Below are 21,979 nucleotides of genomic sequence, written 5' to 3'. Positions count from 1 at the left end.
TCCTTATGCTTCCTGCTTTTGTAGCTTACGGACATCAACAAAGCGCCCATGGATTGCGGCAGCTGCGGCCATTGCCGGTGATACAAGATGCGTACGTGCACCCGCGCCTTGACGTCCTTCAAAGTTACGGTTTGACGTCGATGCACAACGTTCACCGGATGGAATGACATCTTCGTTCATGCCTAGGCAAGCCGAGCATCCTGATTCGCGCCATTCAAAGCCTGCATCAAGAAAAATTTGGTGAAGGCCTTCTTCTTCTGCCTGACGTTTTGTTGACCAAGATCCTGGAACAACAATACCTTTAACACCTGGAGCTATCTTGTCACCTTTAACGATATCTGCTGCTGCGCGTAAGTCATTAATGCGTGAGTTTGTACAAGAACCGATAAATACGTGCTGAATCTCGATATCAGTAATATTTTGTCCTTCTTGTAAATCCATATATTCCAGTGCTTTATTTAATGCTGCTCTATCAGCCTCGTTATTGTAGTCTGCAGCAGTTGGTACCGTTTTCGAAACACCTACACCCATTGCTGGATTCGTACCCCATGTTACGATTGGTTCGATTTCGTCTGCATCAATTTCAAGTACCACATCATAAGTAGCATCCTGATCAGACGCTAAGCTTAACCAGTACTTTGCTGCTTCTTCAAACTGTTCGCCCTGTGGTACATGGCGGCGACCACGAAGGAATTCGACTGTAATTTCATCTGGAGAAATAAGACCGGCTTTTGCTCCGGCTTCAATTGACATATTACAGATTGTCATTCGTTCTTCCATAGAAAGTTTGCGAATTGCTTCTCCTGTATATTCAACGATATGGCCAGTTCCTACGCCGATTCCCCACTTGGCGATAATCGCTAAAATGATGTCTTTTGCTGTTACGCCAAGACCTAGCTCACCGTTAACACGAATTTCCATTGTAGGTGGCTTTAATTGCCATAATGTTTGAGTTGATAGAACATGTTCCACTTCCGATGTTCCGATACCGAATGCAATTGCACCGAAAGCACCGTGTGTAGCTGTATGCGAGTCTCCGCAAACAATCGTTTTACCAGGTTGTGTTAACCCTAGTTCTGGTCCGATTACGTGGACAATCCCTTGATCCGGGTGTCCGATATCTGCTAATTCAATGCCAAATTCTTTCGCATTTTCAGCAAGTGTCATGATTTGCTTTTTGGCGATTGGATCGTTAATCGTCGGTAAATTTTTAGTAGGTACGTTATGATCCATTGTTGCAAAACATAAGTCTGTTCTGCGTACTTTTCGTCCTGCTAAGCGTAAACCCTCAAACGCCTGCGGACTTGTCACTTCGTGAATTAAATGTAAGTCGATATAAAGTAGGTCAGGTTTCCCTTCTTCACGATGTACGACATGCTGTTCCCACACTTTTTCAATAATATTTTTCCCCATAGTTTTCACCGTTCCTTACCCATATATAGTGTTGATTTCCATTCCAGGTCGGACACTTGACGCTGAGGATGGTGGCAATTTATTGCGACCACAGCAGAAGCGCCGACCCCCACACATTCCAATCAACAGTATCCTCAATCCAAATCTATTAATTATATGAAATCATAATGCTGTCCGAAACGAAGCTTGCATCGATTTCGTTTAGTACTTGTTCAGTCCATTCTTCAGTAGATAGTGAACGTGTATGTTCCTGTGCTAAATCTGCTGTGAAATACCCATCATTAAATACTGCTGTAACCGCACGTTCAATTTCTGCTGCTTCCTCTTTTAAACCAAATGAGTATTGGAGCATCATCGCTACTGAAAGAATTGTTGCTGCCGGGTTGGCAACACCTTGCCCTGCAATTTCCGGTGCTGAACCATGTACCGGCTCGTAAAGACCGAAGTTATCGCCACGAATTGACGCTGAAGGCAATACACCTAGTGAACCTGTAATAACAGAGGCTTCGTCACTTAAAATATCACCGAATAAGTTTTCTGTAACGATGACATCATATTGACCAGGATTTGTAATAAGCTTCATCGCCACTGAGTCAACTAAGTTGTGTTCTGTTTCTACATCTGGGTACTGCTTTTTCTTCTCTTCTACAATTTCACGCCATAAACGTGATGTATCAAGTACATTTGCTTTATCTACTGAGCAAAGTTTTCCACGACGTAAACGAGCTAATTCGAAAGCATTTTCAACAATACGCTCAATTTCTTCACGTGAATACACACATGTATCAATAGCACCTGCATCTGTTTTTTTACGTGGCTCTCCGAAGTAAAGCCCTCCTGTTAATTCGCGGACGATCATTAAGTCTACATTTTCCGCAACTTCACGCTTTAATGGAGAAGATGCAAGTAAACTAGGGAATGCTTTCACAGGACGTAAATTCGCAAATAAATCGAAGTGCTTACGAATTTTTAATAAACCTTTTTCCGGACGTAGGCTTGGTGCGTTATTATCCCATTTCGGTCCACCGACAGCGCCTAATAAAATGGCATCACTTGCTTCACACATAGCAATTGTTTCATCCGGTAATGGATTGTTGTACTGATCAATTGCTGCTCCACCGATTGCCGCGTAGTTTAAATGAAATGTATGATTAAAACGTTTCCCGATTACTTGTAATACTTTTACTGCACTTGCAACAACCTCTGGACCAATGCCGTCACCTGGTAGTACTGTAATTTTCTTTTCCATTTGTAAAACACCTTTCTTTCTACGTGAAGTTACTTGATGTAGAAGCGCCATCTGCTGTGATGACGCTATTTTGCTCATAAAGTTTTAGCGTTGTTTTTCGTTACGGCGGACGCTTTCCGGGGGCACGAGGCCGACACGATGTCGGTCACAAAAGCGTTGCCACAGGACGTGGCGTTCTTAGCTTTTGTTCCTTTCCTAGTCTCAGGCATCGTGCTATTTCCCCAGGAAGCTTTGATTGGCATCTTTGACTCCCTCTTCGCTCTGCAACGAAAGGCATAGCCGGCAGTTGCACTCGCCACCTTCACTCCAAACAACAATTTAGTTTGTATAATCTATTACACCATAATTGCATTTTCAGCGCGTACTTGCTGCTGAATCAGTTGGCGATTGACTGCATTTAAGTACGCTTTTGCACTTGCTTCTAGTACATCTTGTGCTGAATCGCGTCCTGTAGAGGTATAACCATTGTATTTTAAATTAACGACCGCTTCTCCAAGTGCATCGCGCCCTTTGCCGACTGATTGTACTCGGTAATCCAGTATGTTCACCTTTCCTCCAACAAGTAATTCCAAAGTATTGAAGATTGCTTCTACTGAACCTGATCCTGTTGAAGCGAGTGTTTTCGTTTCGCCTTCAGGAGTAACAATCGATGCAGTAGCAGTCGGAATATTCTCGGTACCGTACTGAACTTGAACTGATTTCAATTCAAATAACGGAACATCTTCTATTGAAACTTGCTGCTCAGTTAAAATCGTTGTTAAATCGTCTTCAGTCACTTCTTTTTTGCGGTCGGCCAATTTTTTGAACTCAGCAAATGCTTTGTTCAGTTTTTCATCCGATAGCTCGAAGCCCATTGTTTCAGCACGATCACGGAATGCTGCGCGTCCGGAATGCTTACCTAAAACTAATGGAATATCGTCTTCTCCTACAAGTGCCGGAGAAATAATTTCGTATGTTTCCGGATTTTTCAATACACCGTCCTGGTGAATACCCGATTCATGAGCAAATGCATTTTTCCCAACAACAGCTTTGTTAGGCTGAATAACAACATTCGTCAGGCGGCTTACCATTTGAGATGTACGTTTAATTTCTTTTAAGTTAAGCCCTGTTTCAACACCGTAAAAATCTTTACGAATGTGAAGAGCCACACCAATTTCCTCTAATGCCGCATTCCCGGCACGTTCACCGATACCGTTAATCGTACATTCTACTTGATCCGCACCATTTTGAACGGCTGCTAATGAATTTGCTACTGCCATTCCTAAATCATCGTGGCAATGGGCTGAAAATTTAACCTTCTCTGCTCCGATGACGTTTTCACGTAAATAGCGGAATAATGCGCCATATTCTTCCGGCGATGCGTAACCAACTGTATCCGGTATATTAATTGTTGTTGCACCTGCTTTAATTACTTCCTGGCAAATGCGTACTAAAAATTCTTTATCGGAACGGAAGCCATCTTCTGCGGAAAATTCTACAAGCGAGAACTTTTCCTTTGCGTATTTCACAGCGGCTACTGCCTGCTCGACTACTTCATCCGGATTTTTCTTTAATTTGTATTCCATATGAATCGGGCTTGTTGCAATAAATGTATGAACATGTGGTTGTTCTGCATGGCGAATTGCTTCCCAAACTGCGTCGATGTCACTTTTCACGGCACGCGCTAAGCCTGTTACAATTGAATTTTTCACTGTTTTCGCAATTAACGAAACAGCTTCCAAGTCACCTGGAGATGAGGCAGGAAATCCCGCCTCAATAATTGTGACACCTAAACGCTCTAGTTGTTTTGCGATTTCCACTTTTTCTGCTGTATTTAAATTAATACCTGCAGACTGTTCACCATCGCGCAATGTTGTATCAAAAATGTCAATTTTTCTCATATTATTTCACTGTAACCTTTTGTTTTCCTTTGTTGATGAATGGCATCATTGCGCGTAATTTTTCGCCTACTTCTTCAATTTGGTGGTTAGCGCCAGCTTCTTTAAACTTCGTATATTCTGGACGACCCGTTTCATTTTCTTCGATCCATCGTTTTGCAAAAGTACCATCCTGGATATCTGTTAACACTTCTTTCATACGTGCTTTTACAGATGCGTCGATAATACGTGGACCTGATACATAGTCTCCCCATTCAGCTGTATCTGAGATTGAATAGCGCATTGTCGCCATACCGCCTTCAAACATTAGGTCAACGATTAGCTTTAATTCGTGTAATGTTTCAAAGTAAGCTAATTCTGGTTGGTAGCCCGCTTCTACTAATGTTTCGAAACCTGCTTTTACAAGTTCAGTTGTACCACCGCAAAGTACTGCTTGCTCACCGAATAGATCCGTTACTGTTTCTTCAGCGAATGTTGTTTCAAGTAATCCGCCACGTGCTGAACCGATTCCTTTACCGTATGCAAGAGCTAAATCACGTGCTTGACCTGTCGCGTCTTGGTGGATTGCGAATAATCCTGGTACGCCAGCACCTTCAGTGAATTGACGACGTACTAAGTGACCTGGGCCTTTTGGAGCTACTAGGAATACGTCTACATCTGCTGGTGGTTGAATTTGACCGAAGTGTACGTTGAAACCATGTGCGAACATTAACGCTTTACCAGCTGTTAAGTACGGTGCGATTTCTGCTTCGTAAACTGCTTTTTGACGCTCATCCGGAAGTAAGATTTGGATTACATCTGCTTCTGCTGCTGCTTCAGCAACTGATTTTACTTCTACGCCGTCTTCTTTTGCTGCATCATAAGATTTACCTGGACGGATACCTACTACTACATCAAAACCTGATTCTTTTAAGTTAAGCGCATGGGCATGGCCTTGTGAACCATAACCGATAATCGCGATTTTTTTCCCTTTTAGTACTTGCTCGTTGATTTCATTTTCATAATACATTTTAGACATTTTCATTTCCTCCAATTAAGTTGAATTATATATTTTTTGATATACGGGCATCAGATGACATCCTCCGCCCCGTATGGAATGCCGGTTATTTTAAAATTGATAGTTGTGGACCTTCGATTTTTTGTGCTTCACGAATCGATGCAGTTGCGCCGGTACGTGTTAATTCTTTAATGCCGTATGGTCTAATCAGTTCGATAAATGCATCGATTTTTTCCGGATGACCAACAACTTCATATGTGACAACATTTTTTGAGGTATCTACAACTTGCGGTCGGAACGGCTCAACAATTGCATTCATTTCCATTCGCATATTCGGTGGTGATACTACTTTAATGAGTGCCAGCTCACGAAGAACGATTGATTTTTCTGTAATATCATTTACTTTTAATACGTCAATTTGCTTCGATAGCTGTTTAATTAACTGTTCGATTTTATTTTCATCTTCCACATGAACGATAAACGTCATTTTCGAGAAGTTCGGCTGTTCTGAGTGACCAACTGTAATTGATTCAATATTGAATTGGCGTTTCATTAACAAACCTGTCACTCGATTTAATACTCCGCTTTGATTAATTACTGTTACTGTGAGCACACGTTTCATGGTTTTTCCACTCCAATCATTTCATGTAATCCTTTTCCTGGTGCGACCATTGGGAAGACGCTCACGAGCTGTTTAACTCGACAGTCAATTACGACTGGTTCATCTGAATTAATTGCTTCGGCAAAAATTGCTTCTGCCTCCGATAAATTATCAATTCGATAGCCCTTTACTCCATATGCCTCAGCAAGTTTTACGAAATCCGGCTGAATCGGCATAAGACTTTGAGAGTAGCGCTCTTCATAGAAAGTTTCCTGCCATTGACGTACCATTCCTAAGCAGCTGTTATTCAAAATGACAACTTTTACAGGTAAATTGAATTCTTTTAATAGAATCAGCTCTTGGTTTGTCATTTGGAATCCTGCATCACCTACGATGGAAATAACCTTCTTATCAGGTTTCGCAAATTGTGCACCGATTGCTGCGGGGAAACCGAAGCCCATCGTTCCTAATCCACCTGATGTAACCCAGCCATGTGGATTGTTTAAATGATAATATTGTGCTGCCCACATTTGATGTTGACCTACGTCTGTTGTGACAATTGCATCGCCACCAGTTAGCCTATGGATGATTTCCAGTGCTTGCTGCGGTAAAATTTCCTCACCAGCATCTTCATACCAAAGTGGGTATCTATCGCGACTATCATTTAAATAACTCATCCACTCCGTTGTATCTGGTCCTTGGAAATCTTTTTTCAATAATGCATAGAGTGCTTCTTTTGCATCCGCTACAATTGGAATGTCTGTTGGAACATTTTTCCCAATCTCTGCTGGATCGATATCAATATGAATGATCGTTGCATTCGGTGCAAATGTTGCTAATTTCCCTGTCAGGCGATCGTCAAATCGTGCCCCGATATTGATTAATAAATCGCATTTTGTTATGGCATCATTAGCTGTTGCATAACCATGCATTCCCGCCATTCCGAAAAATTGTTTATGCTGCCCATGTATACTTCCTAAACCAAGCAATGTGTTTACAACGGGTAAATTGTATTTTTCAATAAATTCAGTTAATTGTTCACACGCATCTGCGAATAATACACCTGCACCTGCAAGTACTAAAGGTTTTTTAGCTAAAGTAATCGCCTGGATCGCTTTTTGAATTTGTAAATAGTTCGGTTTTGTCGTTGGTTGATATCCTGGTAAATAAATATCTTCAGGTGCTTTTATATCCTCAAGGAAGACAGATTGTGAAATATTTTTTGGGAAATCAATAACTACCGGCCCTTTACGTCCTGTATTCGCAATATGGAATGCTTCTTTAACGATTCGTGGAATATCCGCTACATCCTGTACCTGATAGTTGTGCTTTGTAATTGGTGTTGTGATCCCCATAATATCTGCTTCCTGGAAAGCGTCCGTACCGATGACTGACGTCGCTACCTGACCTGTAAAAATTACTAGTGGAATGGAATCAATCATCGCATCCGCAATACCTGTTACAAGGTTTGTTGCCCCTGGTCCAGATGTCGCAATGACTACACCGGGCTTATTCATAACACGTGCATACCCTTCAGCTGCGTGAATAGCACCTTGTTCATGTCGTGTTAAAATATGGCGAATCGGGTTACGGTAAAGTGCATCGTAAATCTGTAATACGGCCCCACCTGGATATCCAAAAATAATTTCTACTTCTTGATCATGTAATGCCTGCACTAAAATATCGGCACCATCTCTAGATTTAATTACTTGTGGCTGTTCCTCAGGCATTTCAATTTCTTTACTGATTGAAACATTTGTACTCATTTTTTAATACTCCTTCCTTTTAAAAAACTTTATATGTTAACTCATGGACTAATTTTATATAAAAAGAAAAAGCCTCTTATATCCGCACGCAAAAGAAAACCTCTTACGTAGGGATGAAAAAGACTTTTCATGGTACCACCCTTATTTATAGCAAAGATAACAAAGGTCCCTTTAAAAGAACCAATGTCCACCTTGCTACCTCGTGAACCGCCTTGACCTCTCTATTACCAAATTCCATAAGAAATTTGTGCAACTAATAAAGAGAGCGATTCATTAATAACGAGCATTTCGATTATGCCCGGAGCTATCTAATGGCGAATGCGTTTAATAGCTCACTCCGAGGGGATGTCGAATATAGTTGTATCACCGGCTTCCACCAGCACCGGCTCTCTGGTAAATACAAGACTCTATATTCTTTAACCTCATCAACGATTTATATTATTCTTTTTATATTTTCATTACGCCGCCTTGGGAAGCATTCGTTACTAAAGCTGAGTAACGTGCAAGCCAACCGCGCTTTATTTTTGGTTCAAATGGTTGTAAGTTTTGACGACGCTCTGCAAGAACTTCATCAGAAACTTGTAAATTAATTGTTCGACCTGGTAAATCGATTTCGATAATATCTCCATTGTTTACTAAAGCGATTGGACCTCCTTCAGCAGCCTCTGGAGAAATATGACCGATGGAAATTCCGCGTGATGCGCCTGAGAAACGACCATCTGTAATTAAAGCTACTTTCGTTCCCAATCCGCGTCCTTGAATCGCTGATGTAGGAGCAAGCATTTCCGGCATACCCGGACCACCTTTTGGCCCTTCATAGCGAATGACAACTACGTGCCCTTCACGTACAATGCCTTCATCGATTGCTTTTTGTGCTTCTTCCTGTGATTCAAATACGATTGCCTCACCTGTAAATGTTTTAATAGAAGGGTCAACAGCACCTACCTTAATAACAGATCCTTCAGGTGCGATATTTCCGAATAGAACGGAAAGCCCACCTACAGCACTATATGGGTTATCTTTTGTACGAATAACCTTATCATTCGTAATCTCGTAATCTTTTACAAGTTCTCGCATCGTTACGCCTGCGATTGTTGGACGATCTGGATGGATCGCACCTGGAATTTTCGTTAATTCATTTATAATTGCCTGTACGCCGCCTGCTTTTGCAATGTCATCCATCGATATATCCGATGCCGGCATAATTTTCGCAATATAAGGAACGCGTTCTGCGACTTTATTAATCTCTTCAATGTTATATTCGATTTCAGCTTCGTTCGCGATTGCCAATGTGTGAAGTACTGTATTTGTTGAACCACCCATTGCCATATCCAATGCAAATGCATCATCAATAGCTTCTTTTGTTACGATATCGCGTGGTTTTACGTCTTCTTTAATCATGCGTACCAAGTGTTTGGCTGCTTCATAAATTAACTCTTTCCGCTTGTCACTAGTTGCAACAATTGTTCCGTTACCTGGCAAAGCCAAACCTAGCATTTCCATTAGGCAATTCATTGAGTTGGCTGTGAACATTCCTGAACATGATCCGCATGTTGGACATGCATTGTTTTCAATATCAAGAAGTTCCTCTGCTGACATCGTTCCTGCCTTATGTGCGCCGACTCCTTCAAATACACTCGTCAATGATAATTGCTTACCAGTTGATGAAATACCAGCTTCCATCGGACCGCCAGAAACGAATACTGATGGTACGTTCGTTCGGACAGCCGCCATTAGCATACCCGGTGTAATTTTGTCACAGTTCGGAATGTAAAACACGCCATCGAACCAGTGTGCATTAATAACTGTTTCGGCTGAATCTGCAATAATTTCCCGAGATGGCAATGAATAACGCATGCCGATATGACCCATTGCTATTCCGTCATCAACACCAATTGTATTGAATTCAAATGGAATACCGCCTGCTTCTATAATGGCTTCCTTTACAACGTCTGCAAACTGACGTAAATGCACATGACCTGGAATAATATCAATATATGAGTTACAAACACCGATAAACGGCTTCTCTAAATCTTTCGCCTTTACTTTACCTGTAGCATATAAAAGGCTACGGTGTGGAGCTCGGTCAACTCCAAGTTTGATCATATCACTTCTCATATTAAACGCCCCTCAACGCAAAGCTTTCACTCTTGTTGTTATATATTTCGCTTCCCAACAATTAAAAGTAAGAATTTTCTAACTTTTAATTGTACAGGGAATCGATTTGGTCACATCATTCATGTAACATGTTTGTGTGCTTGAATGATGTGGTGTACTAAATTGTTGTTATCATAGTACGGAATGAGTGCTACCGTCAACACTATTTTTTGAATTTTTTATACAATTCTAAATGTTCGATTTTTTTGGAACCGTTTTCATAGTGATTACTGTGCCTTTTATTCTCTTTCAGTTCAATTTTTATAAATTTGAATTTTTTAAAAATTTAATTTATTTTTATTTAAAAATTGTGTTGAAGCTCATCACCGTACTTGTCCTAAATGCTTACATGCCTTGTTAGCATTGTCGTTAAACAGTTTAAAATGATTAACAAAAAAACAATAACCTAGCAAACTGATGCTAGGTTAAGAATATCCCATTTTATTTGAGTAGTAGTAATTCAATTGCAAAGTTCATGATTATAAAGCTGTGGATTCCTACAAAAATAAGTGCCTGACGGTTTAACTTTCTCATTAATGCCTGATCCATCTTATCCACCCCATTTTTTTTGATATTCTTAATATACAGTATCGCACAAAATAAATCAAAATATTTTGAATATTTAGTTAATATTTTATTTTATCTTTATTTCTCTTACCATGGCATAATAGTTTTATAACACTTAAGGAGGATATTTATGGTGAAAAAAGCGTTAATTGTAATTGATTATACGTATGATTTTGTCGCATCGGATGGAAAATTAACTTGTGGAGCACCTGGCCAGGCTATTGAACAGAACATAAGCACGTTAATTGAACAATTTGTTGAACAAAATGAAGTAGTTATTTTCGCAAATGATTTACATGAGGAAAATGATCCTTACCACCCTGAAACGAAATTGTTCCCTCCCCATAATATTCGAGGAACAAAAGGCCGTGATCTGTACGGATCTGTAAAGGATATGTATGAAAAATACAAAGAACAAGTCATTTCTTTCGATAAAACCCGCTATAGTGCTTTTGCAGGGACAAACTTGGATATCCTTCTTCGTGAGCGAAGTGTTGAAGAAGTTGTTCTTGTCGGGGTTTGTACAGATATATGTGTATTGCATACAGCCGTTGACAGCTACAACCTTGGCTATAAAATCACAATTCCAGAAAAGGCGGTAGCTAGTTTCAATGAGGCAGGACATGCCTGGGCGCTGCAACATTTTAAAGGCTGTCTAGGCGCTACCATTCTATAATAATCCATAGCATAACAATAAAAATGTTTAACCCTTCTGAAGAAAGGAAATAACTAACTAGATGCAATTATCATTCACTATTTTCAGAAGGAGTTGGACAATTATGATGAGTTTCATTTGGTTTTTAATTATCGGAGGTATTTTAGGTTGGTTAGCAGGAGTTATTCTAGGTAAGGACGTTCCAGGAGGCATTATTGGTAACATTATTGCTGGTATTGTCGGTTCTTGGATCGGTAGTATGTTATTAGGAAACTGGGGTTGGAGAGTTTCAGACTTCTACGTATTCCCAGCTTTAATCGGTGCTATTGTATTAATTTTCATTGTAAGCTTCATTTTACGATCTATGCGAAAAGCAATGTAAATAACACTCAATCAAAATTAATTTCTGCATCTAAGATTTTAAAAAGTGTGACTTCACGTCACACTTTTTTATTTGGTATCACCCATTGCGATTTGCTTAAGCTGATCGCCATAATCACGGTATTGTTTGTAATAATATAAAACATCTTCTACATATGCATCGCTGTGATTATATTGAAAAACTGCTTTTTTCAATTCCCCATTCCTTACACCGGCAATTGATAAAAACTTTGCCGCACTATAGATCGCGTCTTCGATGTCAAATGGATCTGCAATACCATCGCCATTTGCATCTACCCCATACCCACCATATTTTTTAATTACCGCTGGATTTGTTTTATCCTTTTCTGGGATTTCCCCTAAACCTAAGTCTTTACATGATGGATGCTTCCAGCCGACAAATGTACAAGGCATAAATTGCATATGCCCTTCTGCTCCCACAGGAGAAATAAGTGTTCTCATTGTAGAAAAGCGTGTTTCCACACGATGATGTGCAGCGAGAAGTGTCCATGGTACATTGTACTTTTGTTCCGCAGCCACATATACCGGTATGTATTCGATTGGGATTTCTAAATCAAACTGATCCTGAATTTGCTGGTAGACCGACTTTTCGGTAAATCGTTCGATAAAAGGTAATCCACGAATTTGCTGCCAGCTAAAAAAAGCAAATATGTATATCGTTAATGATATCGGGATGAGCAGTACGATTATGTAGATTTTTACTTTGGGTGATAATAAAGGTTGTTTCTTTTTGCTTTTTGTCATAGCCTCCACCAATCTTTAACTTATTAATACCCTATTATTCTATTCATTTTACTAAATTTCAACTTTATTTCATAGTTGATAATTATAGAGGTAATCGTTAGTATAGTATACTGCATTAATAATTGATATTGGGAGTTGTTGAACATGTGGAAAGACTTTAAGGAATTTGCTATGAAAGGAAATGTTATTGATTTAGCTGTTGCAGTTGTAATTGGATCTGCATTTGGAAAAATCGTAACATCCTTAGTAGAAAATATAATAATGCCCCTTGTAGGGATGCTTACAGGTGGAATTGATTTAAAGAATGAGTGGAAATTTGGTTCAGGTGAGGCACAAATAGCGCTTGGAGTATTTGTCCAATCGATCATTGATTTTCTTATTATTGCGTTTGCCATTTTCATGGCTCTACGACTATTAACAAAATTAAATCGGAAAAAGGAATCGGAAATTGTAGAAGAGCCTACACCGGAACTTGATACGAAGGAAGAACTATTAAAAGAAATTCGTGATTTATTAAAGAACGAACAAGCCAAATAATCAAATCTTAATCAGAAAAACTAAAAAAGCCATGAAATGTTATTGATTCAACATTTCGTGGCTTTCATAATGAATATTAACCATTGCTCTTTTAACTCTCCCCCGTGTTATTAATCAAAGTGACCTACAATTCTTCCTAAAGTTAAAAGTAAACAACACCAAATAATTGCACTGATGCCTACATAGATCGCATAGGTTTTTAATCTCATCTGAGAAACACCAAAAAAGTAGCCAGTAACATGCCGTATGCCTGGTATAAAGAAACTGATGACAATAGAAGACGGACCGTACTTATGAATCCATTTTTCGGTCTTTCCTATTCTTTTATCTGTTAATCCAATCCACCGGCCAATTCGCTCAATTAAAGGACGCCCCGCTTTTTTTCCGACATAATAGCTGAACATCATCCCGAGAAACGTGCCGATAATGCAGACGACAAGAGAATAGGTGTAATTCAGCGTGCCGATTTTAGTAAAATACCCTATCCATAAAACGAGTAATTCATCAGGAATTGGGAGTCCGAAAAGCCCTAATGAAAGAATTACGAAAATAGCCAAGTACCCATATTGCGACACAAGCTGATTAAGGACTTCCATTTTGAAGTTCCCATTCAGTTACGTGTTTTTTTAAGTGTGGCAAATTAGCCCGAGTAATCTTCAAATATACTAGAAAACATGTTGCAACAGCTAAAAAGTATGACTTTATAACAAAGGCTGTTTCAATGAGACCGAATGCATCTATTAGAAATATATATATCATTAAATTACCTTCTCCTCTTCATTTATTTTGAAATCCATATAGAAGGCATGCTGCCAATCTTGCATATCCGTTATCAGTATATTGCTATATTTTGTTGTTTTACGTGTTATTTTCACTATATATCAATCATAAAATGTGGAATTACTCCAGGGTTAAGAAGAAGCGGAAAGATGAGGAATTAACAAGAAAGGTTCTTATCATCGGGAACCATCGTATATTGCCAAACAAAAATGTCGATTGTTGTCGTACACCTTTTGGGAGTATATGCTTTCGTTTTTGCAAATATTTATAAATACCGTTTGAAGTTCAGTAGCATATTAATAGCTGAATATAAGTTGCAGACTTGCGTTATTGTTCTTTTTTACACGTTTTACTCTTCATTTCGTTAATTCCCCCTTTCCTCTATTGTCCCTTTCAGTTGTTCATGTTAAATTGATTTAATAATCGATTCATTTAAAATGTTTCGTAAATTTAGTGTAAGGAAGTGTTTTCATGTCACAGCGCTCTATAGAAACAAAATTAGTACAGCTTGGGAATTTAAGTGATGCAAAAACAGGAGCAATTAACCCTCCAATCTATATGTCAACAGCCTACCAGCATACAGGAATCGGTGAATCTACGGGCTATGATTATACACGTACAAAAAATCCGACACGTTCCATTTTAGAAGAAGGAATTGCAGAACTTGAAGGTGGAGATGCTGGGTTTGCCTGCAGTTCAGGAATGGCAGCCATTCAGCTTGTCATGTCATTATTTAAACCGAATGATGAATTAATCGTACCGGAAGATTTATACGGTGGGACGTACCGACTATTTAAAACGTTTTCAGAAAATTACAACATTAAACCTATCTATAATGCGTTTACAGATGTAAATAATGTAGAGCGTGCAATTAACGAAAATACGAAAGCCCTGTTTATTGAGACACCAACGAATCCTTTAATGCAGGAAATTGATTTAGTTCAATATGCAGCATTGGCTAAAAAGCATCAATTACTTTTAATTGTGGATAACACATTTTATACACCTTATTTCCAGCGTCCAATTGAATTAGGTGCGGATATTGTTTTACATAGTGCGACGAAATATATTGGCGGACACAATGATGTATTGGCAGGACTTGTCGTTGCAAAAGGTTCGGAGCTATGTGAGAAGCTAGCCTATTATCATAATGGAATCGGTATGGTGTTAGCACCGATGGATTCATGGCTACTTATTCGTGGACTGAAGACGTTGCATCTTCGTCTGAAGCAGCATGATGCGAATGCGAAAAAAATTGCTGACTATTTAAAGACTGAACCACTTGTTACAGATGTGCTATATACAGGAAAAGGCGGTATGCTTTCATTCCGCGTGAAGGAAGCGTTAATGGTCAATCCATTTTTAAAAGGCATGAAACTTATTACATTTGCGGAAAGCCTAGGTGGTGTGGAGAGCTTTATTACGTATCCTGCCACACAGACTCATGCCGATATGCCGTATGACGAGCGAGTAGCACGTGGTGTATGTGACCGATTGCTACGTTTTTCTGTAGGAATTGAAGAAGCGGATGATTTAATTGCCGATCTAAAGCAAGTTTTCGATACGTTACGAGGTGAGTTCGCATGACAAATCGCATTGAAACAGCCCTCATTCACGGAGCCATTCGAGAAGGCTATGCCGATAAAAAAGGTGCCGTAAATGTACCGATGTACTTATCTTCCACTTTCCATCAAGAATCGATCGATGAATTTGGCGAATATGATTATGCCCGCTCCGGTAACCCAACACGGGCCGCATTGGAAAAAGCAATCGCCGAGCTGGAAGGCGGAAATCGAGGTTTCGCCTTTGCAACAGGTATGGCTGCCGTATCAGCATGCTTTATGATTTTATCTGCCGGTGATCATATTGTCATTACAGAGGATGTATACGGCGGGACTTACCGTTTTGTCACAAAAGTATTGCCTCGCTATGGTATTACCCATACATTTGTAGACTTTACGGATATTGAGGCAGTGAAAGCAGCAGTTCGTCCAGAAACGAAATTAATTTATATGGAAACACCATCAAATCCAACGTTAGGTATTACGGATATTCACGCTGTTGTCGATATTGCGAAACACCACGGTGCCATGACATTTTTGGATAATACATTTATGACACCACTGCATCAAAAGCCACTTGATATGGGTGTAGATGTTGTCATTCATTCTGCGACTAAGTTTTTGTCGGGACATTCGGATATTGTGGCTGGACTAGTCGTAACGAAGGATGAGGAGCTCGGCAATCAAATTTATTTCATTCAAAATTCTTTTGGGTCTGTACTTGGTGTTCAGGATTGCTACACGTTAATTCAGAACATGAAAACAACTGCTGTCCGTTTTAATGAAGAATCACGTGTTGCGATGCGTATTGCACAGTTTTTACATGACCATCCGTTAGTAGAAAAAGTGTATTACCCTGGTCTTCCTACTCACCCTGGCTATGAAATTCATGCAGCGCAAGCAACTTCTGCTGGTGCGGTATTGTCCTTTAGTTTACCGAACTATGAAATTGCCAAAGTGTTTGTTGATGCAATGAAAATTCCCGTTTTTGCTGTCAGTCTTGGTGGTGTCGAATCGATTTTATCGTACCCTGCCAAAATGAGTCATGCGGCAATGGAGCCGGAAGAGCGTGCGAAGCGTGGTATAACAGATGGCTTGCTACGTTTTTCAGTCGGTTTGGAAAATGAAGATGATTTAATTGAAGATTTCACACAAGCATTAGCGATTGCTGGTCAATTTAAATAATTATTGTTGAGACTGTAGACAAACTCTTAAAAAGTGTTAGTTAAAAATTATATTAATATTAAACCGTTGATTTCCATTCCGGGACCGAAGCTTTCCCCGGGCACGGCTCCAGCTAACTAAATTGTGCCTACAACGGCAGGCACAATTTAATGGATCTTCCGCGCGGTGCTCCTGCGGTTACTCGTCGCAAAATAAATTTTGCTGTTCCCGGTGGAGTCACGGTCCCTCCATTCCAATCAACTTATTCATCGCTTTAAATAAAGTAGATACGATATCTACAATGATTATTAATCTATTCAAATTAATGAACGTGAACAACTTGTTTCTGCTAAGCATCTAGTTAAATTCATAATAAAAAGACAAAAAGCCTCGAGAGACAAACTCTTGAGGCCTTTTGTATATTTGTGAGAAAACTGTTTTATCTACTTTCACTAGAATTCATTTCCCATCGCCTTTTTTGTCCCCTATTCATTTATTAACGCCGTCACATACGTTGCGCGACTCTCATTCCAATAGCCTACAATTTCCAGAATGATAGGCCCTGTTTCCTTAATTTCTTCCAATGAATGATACGTTGAGATGATTCCCGCTTCATTCCAAATGTTGAATTCTACCTTTGTCGGTTCACTATCAAAAGTGATCTCAACCGGTTCATTTAAATTCACTTCTATTTCCTGAACTGCCTCCATCATTTGATTGGGCGATGCATGGTCTGTCATAGTTGTAGTCGTTTCTCCGGTCGATGCATCAAATGAGCTCCAGGAATATGCCCCTTTATAAGTTTTAATTGTTTGATCACCAATTACGAAGTTTATATTTGGAATTTCAAGCTTAGTAGATGCCTCTGTAGTTTTTTCAACCGACAGCAAATTAATATCATAGCCTTCTTCACACCCTGTAAAGTTATAATCGATTAAAGAACCTGTCACAACCTCATCTAGTTTTGTGCATTGATAGTTTTCAACCGTTTTACTTCCAAATGCATCTTCCCGGTTATCAATTTCAATCGCAAATTGCTGTCCGTCATATTCTATTGTCCAATAAATCGGATCCCCTTCGATTGTATAACGGGTCATTTCAAGTAATGTTTCGTTATTTGCTTCGATGTCTTTTAAAAACTGTTCAAACAGTTCTTCATTTTCAAGCTGACCGTGGATATCAATGACCTGCTTTTTTTCATTTATCAATGGCTGAAGCAGCTCTTTAAATGGTTTGCCAAATTCAGCATTCAGCCGTCCGTATCCTTCTGTTTCAACATTACTTAGAATCGTCATGGACTGATCCTGCTCATACCAGATGCGGTACGTGTTAATTCGTTCGGGCAAGTTTTTCTCCAATTCAATAAATAATCTCAATACTACATCTTCTTTCCTTGCCATTTCGGCCTCGACATTTGGCTGCCATTTTGTTTCGGACAAATAACCCTGGATGTCATCAAGCTCCTCTTGATCAAAAACCATGATCTCTTCTGTCCCAATATTATTATCGCTAACTACCCGTTCAATTACCGCGCGCTGAATTAAACCTGAATCGTTCTGTTCATCTGTACATCCGACTAACAGCAGCAACACCGCAAATACAAGTATTCTTTTCATTCTTCGTCCTCCCCTAGTTGTGTTAGAGCTTTGCGGATCTGCTCATCGTATGGAATGGCAACATGTAAATTTTGTTCATGGACATAAAAAATGAGCATTGTATTTAGCTCATACAGTTCATAAGAGACGACATTTTGTGATGCGGTTTTTTCGTAAAATAGCTGCTTCGCTTTTGAACGATCTTTGCTCTGGTCAAATGTATATACCGAGAGTAATTTATCATTCAGTAAATACGTTTTCGGCTTTTCCCCATTTAAATCCTGCGTGAAAATCGATTTTTCTTTTTTCTCCATTACTCTTACAGGTACTTGCAGTTCCTCCAGCGCTTTAATAAAACCGGATTGCTGTGGTGAATGACAGCCACCTAATAAAACAAAAACGCATAAAATAAACCATTTTCGCATTTGTCATCCCCCTTTCTATATTGGTCGCAAGAAAAGTAAAAAAGTTACAATTTATTTTATTTCGAATTCGAGATATTTTCATTGCATTATTATCATTTGAGTAGTAAAGTGATAATTAAGAAAGGACGTGTACGATGAAGAAAAATACTTTAGGCTCTCTTATATGGCTTCGTATGATGCGTTTTACTCATGAAAGTAATAACCTTTCAAATGAGTTTTTAAAACAGTTTGACTTAACGACTGCGCAATTCGATGTGCTCTTGCAAATCTCCATATTCGAGCCGATTACACAATCCGAGCTTGCAAAGAAAGTAACGGTTACACAAGGTGGTATTTCCCGAATGCTTACACGTCTTGAACAGGAACAGCTTATTGTAAGACATCAGGACTGGAAAACGAAATTTATCTCATTAACACCAAAAGGCAACGAAAAGTTAAACAATGCTTTTGAAGCCCAGCTCGCCTTTCAATCTTCTTTTTTTGATGAAACATTAACAAAAGAAGAACAAAAAACATTGTATAAACTGATTTCCCGTGTTCAAAAAAATAGTGAACAGCGGAGTAAGTAAAATATAGGAGGAAACATATATGTATACAATTCCAGGACATCACCACATTTCTATGATTACGAAAAATGCACAGCAAAATAATACATTTTACCGAGATGTTCTAGGGTTGCGCCGTGTAAAAGTAACAGTTAATCAAGATGAAACTTCAATGTATCATTTATTCTACGGAGATAAAACAGGCAGTCCAGGCACCGAGTTATCATTTTTTGAAATTCCACTAGTCGGACGCACTCATCGCGGTACGAATGCGATTACGAAAATCGGTTTAATCGTCCCTTCCGAAGAGAGCCTGAACTATTGGGTGAAGCGGTTTGATGAGTTTGGTGTAAAGCATGAGGGGCGCTCTACATTTACGAACCGTCCTGCTGTGCTATTTGAGGATGAAGAAGGTTTACGAATGGCACTAATTGCCGCGCCCAATACAAAAGTGCCCTATTGGGAAACGTATGAAAAGTCGGTAGTACCGGCTGAACATCAAATACAAGGTATGGGTCCTGTAGAAATGACCGTAAAAAGTATGGGGAAACTGATCCATACATTAACAGAAATATTCGGTTATGAAGTAAAGGAACAGACAGAAACCACTGCCCTTCTCCAATCCGTTAAAGGTGAAATATTTGGTGAGATTTTCATCAACGAACAGGATGGTCCTTCCGAAAAACCAGGTCGAGGTAGCATCCACCATTTGGCGATTCGTGTGAAAAATGACGAAGAACTCGCCTATTGGGATGAACAAGTAAAAAAACGTGGATTCACCTCATCAGGCATTGTAGACCGATATTATTTTAAAAGCTTATATTTCCGTGAATCGAACGGAATTTTATTTGAAATAGCAACTGATGGTCCAGGCTTTTTACGAGACGGCGATATCGAAACACTCGGGGAACAGCTAGATCTACCGGACTTTTTGGAAGAGAAACGCGAAGAAATTGCTGCAAAACTAAAACCAATTTTTTAAGGAGAAATGAATGATGGAACAATATCGAATTGATGAAAAAAAAGGAATGGAATTTGGGTTGTACACATTAGGTGATCATATGCCAAATCCTTTAACAGGCTCTCGTATTTCTGCACAAGAGCGTCTAAAGGAAATTATTGAAGCAAGCCAATTAGCCGAGCAAGCTGGTATTGATGTATTTGCTGTCGGTGAAAGTCATCAGCAATATTTTACAACACAGGCACATTCGGTTGTGTTAGGTGCGATAGCCAATGCAACGAAGAGCATCAAACTTTCCAGCTCTGCAACGGTATTAAGTGTAGCTGATCCGGTTCGTGTATATGAAGACTTTGCTACGATTGATTTAATTTCAAACGGCCGTGCAGAAATTGTTGCGGGTCGTGGATCGCGTGTTGGCGCACATGAATTGTTCGGTGTGAGCTTACGTGATTACGAGGAAATATTTGAGGAAAAGTTAGCTTTACTAAAACAGTTAAATGACAATACGGTTGTCAATTACAGTGGTAAATTCCGTCCTTCTTTAAATAATGCCCATATTTTACCGCAGCCATTAAACGGCTCCATTCCTATTTGGCGTGCAGTTGGTGGACCTCCGGCAAGTGCCATAAAAGCTGGTTATATGGGAATACCGATGATGCTAACAACATTAGGCGGTCCATCGATTAACTTCAAGGCTTCGGTTGATGCTTACCGGGAAGCAGCTGATCGCAGCGGCTTTGATGCGAGTACATTACCGATCGCAACGACAAGTTTATTTTATGTTGCAGAAACAGAACAAGAGGCAGTTGACGGGATGCATCCTTTTTTAAGCGGCGGTTTCCAGGCAATTCGTGGACAAGGTTATCCGCGCTGGCAAGTAGAAGAGGCTCCTCGAGTAGAGGATGCCTTAATGGTCGGCAGCCCGAACCAAATTATTGAAAAAATGCTGTACCAATATGAACTGTTCGGCATGCAACGTTTCATGGCTCAAATTGATTTCGGCGGCGTTCCGTTCGATAAAGTGATGAAAAACATCGAGCTTATTGGCAATGAAATTATTCCGGCTATAAAAAAATATACGGCAAAATAAAAGTAGTGTCAGCCGTGGCGGAATTGATGAAAAGCTCGTAAGTACTATTTTTTAATTATAAGGAGAATCCGTTTTGGTTAAAATGGGTTCTCCTTTTTATGTTCAATCAATTCAAACTATCCATTCCATTAAAACCAGATCGTTGTTAAGATCTTTAATTCTCTTAAAACCGCATTTTTTATAGCTTGATATTGCTCTGACATTATTACTTTTCACCTCTAATAGAACCTTTGAGGCACCTTTATTACAAAGGAAATTTAACATCATTTGTATCATTTTTGTCCCTATTCCTTGCCCCCATAATTTAGGTTCACCAATAAATTGATCTATTCCATAAATATTTTGGTTTCCTGGATAGCCGTACTTTTTAAGTTCAGTATCTTGAAGCTCATAATATTGGATATAACCAATTGATTCATTTATTGTATTCTACAATACAGGGAGTAACATAGTGTTTGCCGTCTATTCTTGGTGCGTATTTATTTATCACTCGTTCTAAATTTGAAGGTGGTTCTTCATAAAACTCTAATACCTGCTGATTATTAGCCACTTTACCATTAGATTGAAATCAGTCTTGTCCATAAGTCGTATATGTAGTTCTTGATTTGAAATCACGGCTATTTTTCTCCCCTATTATATTTGTATATTAAAAATATGAAAGCTTAAGTACTTATATTTACTCTGTATCTTAAAAATCTATTTTTGTTCCTTTAGTAATAAAAGGAGCTGTTCGTTTTGTTCAATTAATTTATCATTTTTTCATTTAAATCATTCGAATTATTTGCTTTAACCGCGGAATTTATTATTAATCGTCTAATAAATAGAGTAAAGGAAATAAAGAACAAAATAATTAAAAACAACACGATTACCAGGAATATGATTTCCATATTTA

21 protein-coding genes are annotated in these 21,979 nt (G+C 39.2%); 8 read left to right on the top strand and 13 right to left on the bottom strand.

The genetic code is table 11. The annotated features are described in order from the left end of the window. Positions 1–3: 3 nt before the first annotated feature. The 7 genes from leuC to ilvD all read right to left on the bottom strand — a co-directional run bounded on the left by leuC (position 4) and on the right by ilvD (position 10,021). On the bottom strand, positions 4–1,413 hold the full coding sequence (gene leuC, locus H9632_RS13175) for a 3-isopropylmalate dehydratase large subunit (RefSeq protein ID WP_191704525.1): 1,410 nt from the start codon (positions 1,411–1,413) through the stop codon (positions 4–6). Positions 1,414–1,561: 148 nt separating this feature from the next. After that, positions 1,562–2,662: a 3-isopropylmalate dehydrogenase gene (leuB, locus tag H9632_RS13170; RefSeq protein ID WP_191698897.1), complete on the bottom strand. Its 1,101-nt coding sequence runs from the start codon at positions 2,660–2,662 to the stop codon at positions 1,562–1,564. Positions 2,663–2,997: 335 nt separating this feature from the next. After that, on the bottom strand, positions 2,998–4,542 hold the full coding sequence (locus H9632_RS13165) for a 2-isopropylmalate synthase (RefSeq protein ID WP_191704524.1): 1,545 nt from the start codon (positions 4,540–4,542) through the stop codon (positions 2,998–3,000). Between the two features lies 1 nt (position 4,543). Next, positions 4,544–5,557, bottom strand: a complete 1,014-nt coding sequence (gene ilvC / locus H9632_RS13160) for a ketol-acid reductoisomerase (protein ID WP_191704523.1) — start codon at positions 5,555–5,557, stop codon at positions 4,544–4,546. Positions 5,558–5,642: 85 nt separating this feature from the next. Beyond that, positions 5,643–6,158 (bottom strand): acetolactate synthase small subunit, encoded by a 516-nt coding sequence (ilvN, locus tag H9632_RS13155; RefSeq protein WP_191698894.1) that lies wholly within the window; start codon positions 6,156–6,158, stop codon positions 5,643–5,645. After that, the gene (gene ilvB, locus H9632_RS13150) at positions 6,155–7,903 is read right to left on the bottom strand and encodes a biosynthetic-type acetolactate synthase large subunit (RefSeq protein ID WP_191704522.1); all 1,749 of its coding nucleotides are present in this window, start codon (positions 7,901–7,903) and stop codon (positions 6,155–6,157) included. The genes ilvN and ilvB overlap by 4 nt, the downstream gene beginning before the upstream one ends. A gap of 447 nt (positions 7,904–8,350) precedes the next feature. Beyond that, positions 8,351–10,021: a dihydroxy-acid dehydratase gene (gene ilvD, locus H9632_RS13145; protein ID WP_191704521.1), complete on the bottom strand. Its 1,671-nt coding sequence runs from the start codon at positions 10,019–10,021 to the stop codon at positions 8,351–8,353. Positions 10,022–10,760: 739 nt separating this feature from the next. Between ilvD and H9632_RS13140 the strand changes: the two genes are divergently transcribed. Then, positions 10,761–11,303 (top strand): cysteine hydrolase family protein, encoded by a 543-nt coding sequence (locus H9632_RS13140; protein ID WP_191704582.1) that lies wholly within the window; start codon positions 10,761–10,763, stop codon positions 11,301–11,303. 103 nt (positions 11,304–11,406) lie between these two features. Further along, complete coding sequence (locus H9632_RS13135; protein WP_191704520.1) at positions 11,407–11,664, top strand: GlsB/YeaQ/YmgE family stress response membrane protein; 258 nt, start codon at positions 11,407–11,409, stop codon at positions 11,662–11,664. A 68-nt stretch (positions 11,665–11,732) separates the two neighbouring features. On the opposite strand, the gene H9632_RS13130 is transcribed toward H9632_RS13135, so the two are convergent. Further along, positions 11,733–12,428, bottom strand: coding sequence for a lytic transglycosylase domain-containing protein (locus H9632_RS13130; protein ID WP_191704519.1), 696 nt, complete (start codon positions 12,426–12,428; stop codon positions 11,733–11,735). A gap of 144 nt (positions 12,429–12,572) precedes the next feature. Here H9632_RS13130 and mscL point away from each other — a divergent pair, with 144 nt between their 5' ends. Beyond that, on the top strand, positions 12,573–12,965 hold the full coding sequence (mscL, locus tag H9632_RS13125; RefSeq protein ID WP_191704518.1) for a large conductance mechanosensitive channel protein MscL: 393 nt from the start codon (positions 12,573–12,575) through the stop codon (positions 12,963–12,965). Between the two features lie 110 nt (positions 12,966–13,075). Here the strand turns inward: mscL and H9632_RS13120 are convergent, their stop codons facing one another. Further along, complete coding sequence (locus tag H9632_RS13120) at positions 13,076–13,561, bottom strand: DedA family protein (protein ID WP_191704517.1); 486 nt, start codon at positions 13,559–13,561, stop codon at positions 13,076–13,078. Positions 13,562–14,216: 655 nt separating this feature from the next. On the opposite strand from H9632_RS13120, the gene H9632_RS13115 reads away from it, so the two are divergent. Together H9632_RS13115 and H9632_RS13110 are read left to right on the top strand one after the other, a co-directional pair. Further along, a complete protein-coding gene (locus H9632_RS13115; RefSeq protein ID WP_191704516.1) occupies positions 14,217–15,332 on the top strand; it encodes a methionine biosynthesis PLP-dependent protein in 1,116 nt (371 codons plus the stop codon). Beyond that, positions 15,329–16,492 (top strand): aminotransferase class I/II-fold pyridoxal phosphate-dependent enzyme, encoded by a 1,164-nt coding sequence (locus H9632_RS13110; protein ID WP_191704515.1) that lies wholly within the window; start codon positions 15,329–15,331, stop codon positions 16,490–16,492. The genes H9632_RS13115 and H9632_RS13110 overlap by 4 nt, the downstream gene beginning before the upstream one ends. Positions 16,493–16,956: 464 nt before the next feature. Here H9632_RS13110 and H9632_RS13105 read toward each other — a convergent pair whose 3' ends face one another. Continuing rightward, entirely contained in the window at positions 16,957–18,087 is a 1,131-nt protein-coding gene (locus tag H9632_RS13105) for a DUF4362 domain-containing protein (protein WP_225223840.1), read from the bottom strand. Next, a complete protein-coding gene (locus H9632_RS13100) occupies positions 18,084–18,491 on the bottom strand; it encodes a hypothetical protein (protein ID WP_191704514.1) in 408 nt (135 codons plus the stop codon). Before H9632_RS13100 ends, H9632_RS13105 begins: the two co-directional genes overlap by 4 nt. 134 nt (positions 18,492–18,625) lie before the next feature. Between H9632_RS13100 and H9632_RS13095 the strand changes: the two genes are divergently transcribed. The 3 genes from H9632_RS13095 to H9632_RS13085 are packed head-to-tail and all read left to right on the top strand — an operon-like array spanning position 18,626 to position 21,087. Then, positions 18,626–19,060, top strand: a complete 435-nt coding sequence (locus H9632_RS13095) for a MarR family winged helix-turn-helix transcriptional regulator (protein ID WP_191704513.1) — start codon at positions 18,626–18,628, stop codon at positions 19,058–19,060. 19 nt (positions 19,061–19,079) lie between these two features. Next, positions 19,080–20,018: a ring-cleaving dioxygenase gene (locus H9632_RS13090; protein ID WP_191704512.1), complete on the top strand. Its 939-nt coding sequence runs from the start codon at positions 19,080–19,082 to the stop codon at positions 20,016–20,018. A gap of 13 nt (positions 20,019–20,031) precedes the next feature. Then, positions 20,032–21,087 carry an LLM class flavin-dependent oxidoreductase gene (locus H9632_RS13085; RefSeq protein WP_191704511.1) on the top strand — a complete coding sequence of 352 codons (1,056 nt, stop codon included), beginning with the start codon at positions 20,032–20,034 and terminating at the stop codon, positions 21,085–21,087. Positions 21,088–21,198: 111 nt separating this feature from the next. Here H9632_RS13085 and H9632_RS18885 read toward each other — a convergent pair whose 3' ends face one another. Together H9632_RS18885 and H9632_RS13075 are read right to left on the bottom strand one after the other, a co-directional pair. Then, a complete protein-coding gene (locus H9632_RS18885; protein WP_318247702.1) occupies positions 21,199–21,498 on the bottom strand; it encodes a GNAT family N-acetyltransferase in 300 nt (99 codons plus the stop codon). Positions 21,499–21,830: 332 nt separating this feature from the next. Continuing rightward, the gene (locus tag H9632_RS13075; RefSeq protein ID WP_225223839.1) at positions 21,831–21,974 is read right to left on the bottom strand and encodes a DUF4083 family protein; all 144 of its coding nucleotides are present in this window, start codon (positions 21,972–21,974) and stop codon (positions 21,831–21,833) included. Between the last annotated feature and the right edge of the window lie 5 nt (positions 21,975–21,979).

This window comes from Solibacillus merdavium (assembly GCF_014836935.1).
GTDB lineage: Bacteria > Bacillota > Bacilli > Bacillales_A > Planococcaceae > Solibacillus > Solibacillus ferritrahens.
This window is presented reverse-complemented; position numbering and strand designations above follow the sequence as displayed.